This is a genomic window from Kushneria aurantia DSM 21353 (assembly GCF_000382245.1).
GTDB lineage: Bacteria > Pseudomonadota > Gammaproteobacteria > Pseudomonadales > Halomonadaceae > Kushneria > Kushneria aurantia.
In genome coordinates this window covers 23,983-30,013 of sequence record NZ_KB907893.1, presented here as the reverse complement: position 1 = coordinate 30,013, position 6,031 = coordinate 23,983, and the positions used below count along the sequence as shown (strand labels likewise).

Below are 6,031 nucleotides of genomic sequence, written 5' to 3'. Positions count from 1 at the left end.
TGGTGCCGTCCAGGCTGATGGTCCCCACCTTGAGCAGTTGCATCTCGCGGGCCACTTCCAGCACCTGAACGAACAACCCGGCCAGTTCGTCGAGAAAGCGCCGGCGGAAGGTGGCCAGGGTGTCGTGGTCGGGATGCGCACCGGCGGCGATGAAGCGGAAGGCTACCGAATCATACGTTGCCCGCTTGATCCCGCGGCTGGAGAACACGCCGTTGGCATAGCCGTAGATCAACAGCGACAACAGCAGTGACGGGTGATAGGCTGCGCTGCCGCGCCCGCCATAGGCGCTCACCATCGCGCGCAGATCGAGGCCGTCGACGACCTCGACGATGAAGCGCGCCAGATGATCCTGAGGCAACCACTCATCGACGGATGTCGGTATTATCTCATGCCCGGCGTGGAAAGTCCGACAGGCTGCTAGTCTCCTTGGGATCAGCAGGCTTGTATATCATAGTAGTTTGAAAAATACGAATTTCTTTACAACCTGATAGTTTGGCAGCAACAGCTCCTATCAGTGGTTTTTGCAAAATCTTACCAATCACCTCATTTTCATAAGCGATATAATCATTATGCCGCTGAACCTCGCCTTTATCCTTTGACCAATAGGCAAGCTTCGAGGGATGTGCGTGAAGTGGGCGATCCGCTCCCTGCGCATAGAAATCATCGCTAGCTTTTTCAAGCCAAGCAACCTCATCATCACTCAGCAACTTTTTGCTTATATACCACCCATGCCGTTGGTAATGAACAACGTCCTCATCACTAGGGAGCGAAGCTATTTCTTCTTCATTTAGACAAAACACCTTCTGAGTCATGACAACACCAATCCGTTAAATGAAATTAAAAATCAAACACCTAATAGCTTTTATTACTCTCTATCACTGGCCAAGACACCGCCTTTCGCCCAGTTTTCGTGGCTGGTTTCAGCGAAAAAAATCTGTATCGCCTCCGGAGGCAGCTGATACACTTCAGTAAATGCATTAGTTATTTTTTCCACCAATTCACGCTTTAACTCAATAGAACGGGGGGATTGTTGAATTGTGACAATAGGCATAAACTTCCTCGTCTCATTTGTGATTTCAGCTATCAGAAATTATCACCTTGCTCTAACTGCTTAAACAAGTCTGAAACGTTTTGTTCAGAGAACCCCTCTGAATTTTCTTTCCGTTCAATGAATTCCAGCATAACGCCAGAGTTCTCACATCGCTTGCTAAAGCGTTGGGTTAGCTGAGGCCCCTTAATAATATTCGTGTTAAATTCCAGCCCTTGATTTTCCAATTCCTGGCAGGCAGTTTCACAATCCTCAACTTCAATAGCTATATGCTGTGGTCCTGCACCATACTTCTGGATAAATCGGGTGATCTGTGAGTTCTCACCCACCCCTTGCAATAAGACAAATTTAATTGGGCCAGCAATCATTACCAGAAATCATACCACTGTTTTCACCACGTGTATCCAGTCTATCTTCAACACAAAAACCTGGCAGCCTGTCGGGGTTGCCGTCGGCAGATGGGGCGTGCGACCCGCCCCGGCAGATTTTTGCATCACCATGGTGCGCAGCGCATAAACGGCACGTCCCGCCCGGGTCTGCAGCTTGTGCGACATTCGCTCCGTCGGCGAACGGCCCTCGGCCAGCGCCAGCAGTTCCTGCACCTGTGCTTCGAGCCGGGCTTCCAGCTTCTCGATGTGGCCATGGGAGAGGGCGCTGTGGCGCGAGGCGTTGGCCCTGAATCGCCGGCAGCCCGCCAACTGCAGGGCGGGATAACAAGCATGTGGCCTTTCAGTGACACTGAATCCTGAAATTCGAGCGCCGCACATCAACAGCGCAGGGTATCAAAAGCCAGGCTTTCTTCAAGGCTATCGAGCCCCAGCGCCAGCATGATCAGGCGGTCAGCGCCCAGCGCCACGCCACAGGCCGGTGGCATACCGTGCGCCAGCGCCGCCAGCAGCGCCTCGTCGGGCGCCACCGGGTCGAGCCCCAACTGCCGTCGGCGAGCGTTGTCCTCGTCAAAACGGGCACGCTGCTCGGCGGCATCGGTCAGTTCGTCAAAGCCGTTGGCCAGCTCGACGCCGTCGAGATAGAGTTCGAAGCGGGCCGCCACCTCGGCGCCCTGTGCATCAACCTGGCGGCGCGCCAGTGACGCCTGGCTTGCCGGGTAGTCGATCACCGCCTCCGGACCGCCCTGCCCCAGCTCGGGCTCGATGACCAGTGACATCAGCAGGTCACAGCAGTCATCGCGGCTCCAGTCGGCGCTCTGCGCACCGCCGTGTCGGGCGGCCAGCTGACGCAGCGCGGCCAGACTCTCGGCACTATCGATCAGCGGATCGACGCCCAGGTGCTCGACGAAAAGCTCGCGATAGGGCCGCTTGCGCAGCGGCACCTGCGATCGCCCGGTCACCTCACCTACCAGCGCCGCCACCTCTTCGATCAGGGCGGCAAGCGTCCAGCCCGGGCGATACCACTCCAGCATGGTGAATTCGAGGTTATGGCGCCGGCCACTCTCGCCGTCGCGAAACACCCTGGCGAGCTGAAAAATCGGCCCGCTGCCTACCGCCAGCAATCGCTTCATGTGGTATTCCGGCGAGGTCTGCAGCCACAGCCGCTCACGTCCCGCCGGGGTGCGGGCGTCAAGCGACAGCGCGTCGAGATGAAGCTCGGTGCTGCCGGCGTGGCCCAGCACCGGCGTCTCCACTTCCAGAACATCGCGGGCGGCGAAAAAATCGCGAATGGCCTGCAGCAGTACGGCGCGCCGGCGCAGGGTGTCGAGGGTGGCGCCGGGGCGCCAGCTATCGGGCGTCATAAAAGCAGCGGCAAATCAGGCGCGGCTGACGTACTCTCCCTTCCTTGTGTCCACGCGCAATACCTCGCCCTGATTGATGAAAAGCGGTACCCGCACCACCGCGCCGGTGGAAAGCGTGGCCGGCTTGGAGCCACCCTGGGCGGTATCGCCCTTGAGGCCGGGGTCGGTCTCGACCACTTCCAGGTCGATGAAGTTGGGCGGCGCCACCGAGATGGCGTTGTCATTCCACAGCGTCACGGTGTAGACCACCTGCTCCTTGAGCCACTTTGCGTTGTCACCCACCGCCTTTTTGTCGACCGCGTACTGCTCGAAGGAACCGTCGGTCTTCATGAAGTGCCACATCTCGCCGTCGTTATAGAGATACTCCATATCGAGATCGAGCACGTCGGCGCCTTCCAGCGACTCGCCCGACTTGAAGGTGCGCTCCCACACCCGGCCGGTCATCAGGTTGCGCAGCTTGACGCGGTTGAAGGCCTGCCCTTTGCCGGGTTTGACGTAGTCGTTTTCGACGATGTTGCAGGGATCGCCGTCGAGCATCACCTTCAGACCGCCCTTGAATTCACTGGTAGAATAGCTTGCCATAACGCCTCTCGAACAGGATGGCGGCATCCACTGCCGCCACCGGATGAAACCTTCAGAACCCCGCCCGCGCCGATATCTGGCGACGGCGGCGAGGCCCACCGGATGGCTGCCGATGATAACGCGAACCATACCCGCTGTGCAGGCTAAAGCGCCGCAGGAGCCGCGCAGCGCCCCGGCCGGCGACTGGCAGCGCCAGCTGCGCGAGGCGATTCGCCAACCGCGCGACCTGCTGGCTGCCGTGGGTCTCGACGCGCGTTGGCTGGCGGGAGCACAGCTCGGCCATGAGGCGTTCGAGGTGCGAGTGCCACACGCCTTCATGGCGCGCATGCGCCACGCTGATCCGAACGATCCGCTGCTGCGCCAGGTGCTGCCGCTGGCCGCCGAGGGCGAGCCGGTGACGGGCTTTGTCAGCGACCCGCTGGAAGAAGCCGACCACACTCCGGCCGCCGGGCTGATCCACAAATACGCCGCGCGGGTGCTGATGATCACCAGCGGCGCCTGCGCCATCAACTGCCGCTACTGCTTTCGTCGCCACTTTCCCTACGCCGAGCACACGCCATCGCGGGCACAGTGGTACGACACCCTGGACTACCTGCGCGGCGACGACACGCTCCGCGAGGCGATTCTTTCCGGCGGCGACCCACTGCTCTCCAGCGATGCACGCCTTGCCTGGCTGGCACAGGCGCTGGGGGAGATCCCGCATCTGAAGCGGCTGCGACTGCACACCCGGCTGCCGGTGGTAATTCCCGACCGGGTCGACGATGCTCTGCTCGAGTGGCTGGCCGCCAGCCGTCTACAGAAGGTGATGGTGCTGCACATCAACCACCCCGCCGAGATCGACGCGGCGGTGGTACAGGCCTGCGCACGGCTGAAATCGGCAGGCGTTACCCTGCTCAACCAGAGCGTGCTGCTGAAGGGGGTCAACGACGCGGCAACCACTCTGGCGGCGCTTTCCGAGCGCCTGTTCGAAGCAGGGGTGCTGCCCTACTACCTGCATGTGCTCGACCCGGTGGCGGGCGCCTCGCACTTCGACGTGCCGGACGAGCGCGCGCGCCTGCTGGTCGAGGCGCTGCGTGCTGAGCTGCCGGGCTTCCTGCTGCCGCGGCTGGTACGCGAAGTGCCCGGCAAGCCGGCCAAGACGCCGCTGTAAACACGCCCTCAAAGCGCCGCCGGCCCCTGCTGCCACAGCACTGTCAGCTGGCGCGGCGCGCAGGCTTCCGGCACCACCAGGCTGGCCTCTTCACTGTCATCGGCGCGGCGGATCAGGACGTGGAAATAGCGCTGATCGCCACGACCGGCCTGCGCCGGCGAACAGTGCAGCACCTCGGCTTCGTCCAGCAGCGTGGCGATGCGGCGGCGCTGTTCAGCGCTGCACTCACCGAGCGTTACTTCGCGCGGCCGCACCAGTGCCGGCACCCGCGCCACGCCACCTTCGCGGGCAAGGCGCAGACGCATGCCGTCGTCAAGGCGTGTCGCCCAGCTCACCGCGCTCACACGTCAACGCCCACAGTGCGCCAGCCGTCGCGTACCGCCTCTGACACGTCGCTGTCGAACATCGCCCTGGCGTTATCCAGCGTCAAATGGGCGAAGTCGCTGAAGCCGGCATCGTTGGCGAGACGCTCATCGAGCAGCGTGGCGTACCACACCCGCCCGGCGCGCTCCCAGCTGTAGCCCCCCAGCGCGGTGGCGGCGAGATAGAAGGCGCGATTGGGAATGCCGGAGTTGATGTGCACCCCGCCGTTGTCCTCGCTGGTCTCGACGAAGCCGCGCATATGATCGGGCTGCGGATCCCGGCCCAGCAGCGGATCGTCATAGGCACTGCCGGGATGCGACATGGAGCGTAGCCCCACGCCATTGATGCCCGGTGCCAATAGCTCGCCGCCAATCGTCCAGTCAGCCGCTTCGACCGACAAGCCGGCGGTGTACTGCGCCACCATTGCACCGAAGACATCGGCGATCGACTCGTTGAGCGCACCGGGCTGATTGTGGTAAACGAGCCCCGACTCGCGCTCGATGATGCCGTGCGTCAGCTCATGAGCGACCACATCGAGGGCCCGGGTGAAGGAGACGAAGATTTCGCCGTCACCGTCGCCGAACACCATCTGATAGCCGTTCCAGAAAGCGTTCTGATACTCCTCGCCATAGTGCACGGTGCCCAGCAGGGCGCCGTTTTCACCATCGATGGCGGCGCGCTGGAAGATATCGTGAAAAAACTGCCAGGTCGCGCCCAGATCGTCATGGGCCTCGTCGACGGCACGGTCACCGGTGGCCGGCTCGCCCTCGCGGCGCACCCGCTCGCCGGGCAACTCCATGCGGTGTTGCGCATCGAAAATATAGCGCAGCGGCTGGCCCGCTTCGGCGCGGCGCGCATCCGTACGTCCGGTGATACGCTCGGTGCGGGCGCGAAAACGCGAGTCCAACGTCAGGGTATTGAGTGCGCAGCGACGCTGATGCTCGCTGCCATTTTCGATCAGATGACTGAGCAGATGGGGCGGGATAACGCCGTAGGAGTTCTTGCGTCGAGCATTTTTCATAACACTCCCTCCGGGCCTTGAAGAGCGAGCGGGCGTCGCTTGCTGATGACGCCCTGCTCCCCTTTGATGTTGCGGTCCACAAGCCTGTTGTCACAACCGGCAAACGTCATTGACATG

At 61.6% G+C, this 6,031-nt stretch carries 10 protein-coding genes; 1 reads left to right on the top strand and 9 read right to left on the bottom strand.

What is annotated here, in order from left to right; translation table 11 throughout:
• From H146_RS0116430 to efp, 7 genes are all read right to left on the bottom strand, one after another.
• A partial coding sequence (locus H146_RS0116430; RefSeq protein ID WP_169433497.1) for a transposase occupies positions 1-385 on the bottom strand: 385 nt, incomplete at its 3' end.
• A 1-nt stretch (position 386) separates the two neighbouring features.
• Positions 387-812, bottom strand: a complete 426-nt coding sequence (locus H146_RS21525; protein WP_156826870.1) for a phytanoyl-CoA dioxygenase family protein — start codon at positions 810-812, stop codon at positions 387-389.
• Between the two features lie 53 nt (positions 813-865).
• Positions 866-1,051 (bottom strand): 4-oxalocrotonate tautomerase DmpI, encoded by a 186-nt coding sequence (dmpI, locus tag H146_RS20920; RefSeq protein WP_083920919.1) that lies wholly within the window; start codon positions 1,049-1,051, stop codon positions 866-868.
• 32 nt (positions 1,052-1,083) lie between these two features.
• Complete coding sequence (locus H146_RS20055) at positions 1,084-1,416, bottom strand: VOC family protein (protein WP_019952977.1); 333 nt, start codon at positions 1,414-1,416, stop codon at positions 1,084-1,086.
• A 9-nt stretch (positions 1,417-1,425) separates the two neighbouring features.
• Positions 1,426-1,650: a hypothetical protein gene (locus H146_RS20390; RefSeq protein ID WP_169433496.1), complete on the bottom strand. Its 225-nt coding sequence runs from the start codon at positions 1,648-1,650 to the stop codon at positions 1,426-1,428.
• A gap of 164 nt (positions 1,651-1,814) precedes the next feature.
• Entirely contained in the window at positions 1,815-2,798 is a 984-nt protein-coding gene (epmA, locus tag H146_RS0116415) for an EF-P lysine aminoacylase EpmA (RefSeq protein WP_019952976.1), read from the bottom strand.
• Between the two features lie 15 nt (positions 2,799-2,813).
• The gene (gene efp, locus H146_RS0116410) at positions 2,814-3,380 is read right to left on the bottom strand and encodes an elongation factor P (protein WP_019952975.1); all 567 of its coding nucleotides are present in this window, start codon (positions 3,378-3,380) and stop codon (positions 2,814-2,816) included.
• A 112-nt stretch (positions 3,381-3,492) separates the two neighbouring features.
• Between efp and epmB the strand changes: the two genes are divergently transcribed.
• Positions 3,493-4,530: an EF-P beta-lysylation protein EpmB gene (gene epmB, locus H146_RS0116405; RefSeq protein ID WP_019952974.1), complete on the top strand. Its 1,038-nt coding sequence runs from the start codon at positions 3,493-3,495 to the stop codon at positions 4,528-4,530.
• Positions 4,531-4,538: 8 nt separating this feature from the next.
• On the opposite strand, the gene H146_RS0116400 is transcribed toward epmB, so the two are convergent.
• The gene (locus tag H146_RS0116400) at positions 4,539-4,874 is read right to left on the bottom strand and encodes a protealysin inhibitor emfourin (RefSeq protein ID WP_051091041.1); all 336 of its coding nucleotides are present in this window, start codon (positions 4,872-4,874) and stop codon (positions 4,539-4,541) included.
• Positions 4,871-5,914, bottom strand: coding sequence for a M4 family metallopeptidase (locus tag H146_RS0116395; RefSeq protein ID WP_019952972.1), 1,044 nt, complete (start codon positions 5,912-5,914; stop codon positions 4,871-4,873). Before H146_RS0116395 ends, H146_RS0116400 begins: the two co-directional genes overlap by 4 nt.
• Positions 5,915-6,031 lie beyond the last annotated feature (117 nt).

What these genes read in the sequence shown, in the direction of transcription:
- H146_RS21525 (WP_156826870.1), bottom strand. Translation starts at nt 812, where the DNA reads ATGACTCAGAAGGTGTTTTGTCTAAATGAAGAAGAAATAGCTTCGCTC.
- dmpI (WP_083920919.1), bottom strand. Translation starts at nt 1,051, where the DNA reads ATGCCTATTGTCACAATTCAACAATCCCCCCGTTCTATTGAGTTAAAG.
- H146_RS20055 (WP_019952977.1), bottom strand. Translation starts at nt 1,416, where the DNA reads ATGATTGCTGGCCCAATTAAATTTGTCTTATTGCAAGGGGTGGGTGAG.
- epmA (WP_019952976.1), bottom strand. Translation starts at nt 2,798, where the DNA reads ATGACGCCCGATAGCTGGCGCCCCGGCGCCACCCTCGACACCCTGCGC.
- efp (WP_019952975.1), bottom strand. Translation starts at nt 3,380, where the DNA reads ATGGCAAGCTATTCTACCAGTGAATTCAAGGGCGGTCTGAAGGTGATG.
- epmB (WP_019952974.1), top strand. Translation starts at nt 3,493, where the DNA reads ATGATAACGCGAACCATACCCGCTGTGCAGGCTAAAGCGCCGCAGGAG.
- H146_RS0116395 (WP_019952972.1), bottom strand. Translation starts at nt 5,914, where the DNA reads ATGAAAAATGCTCGACGCAAGAACTCCTACGGCGTTATCCCGCCCCAT.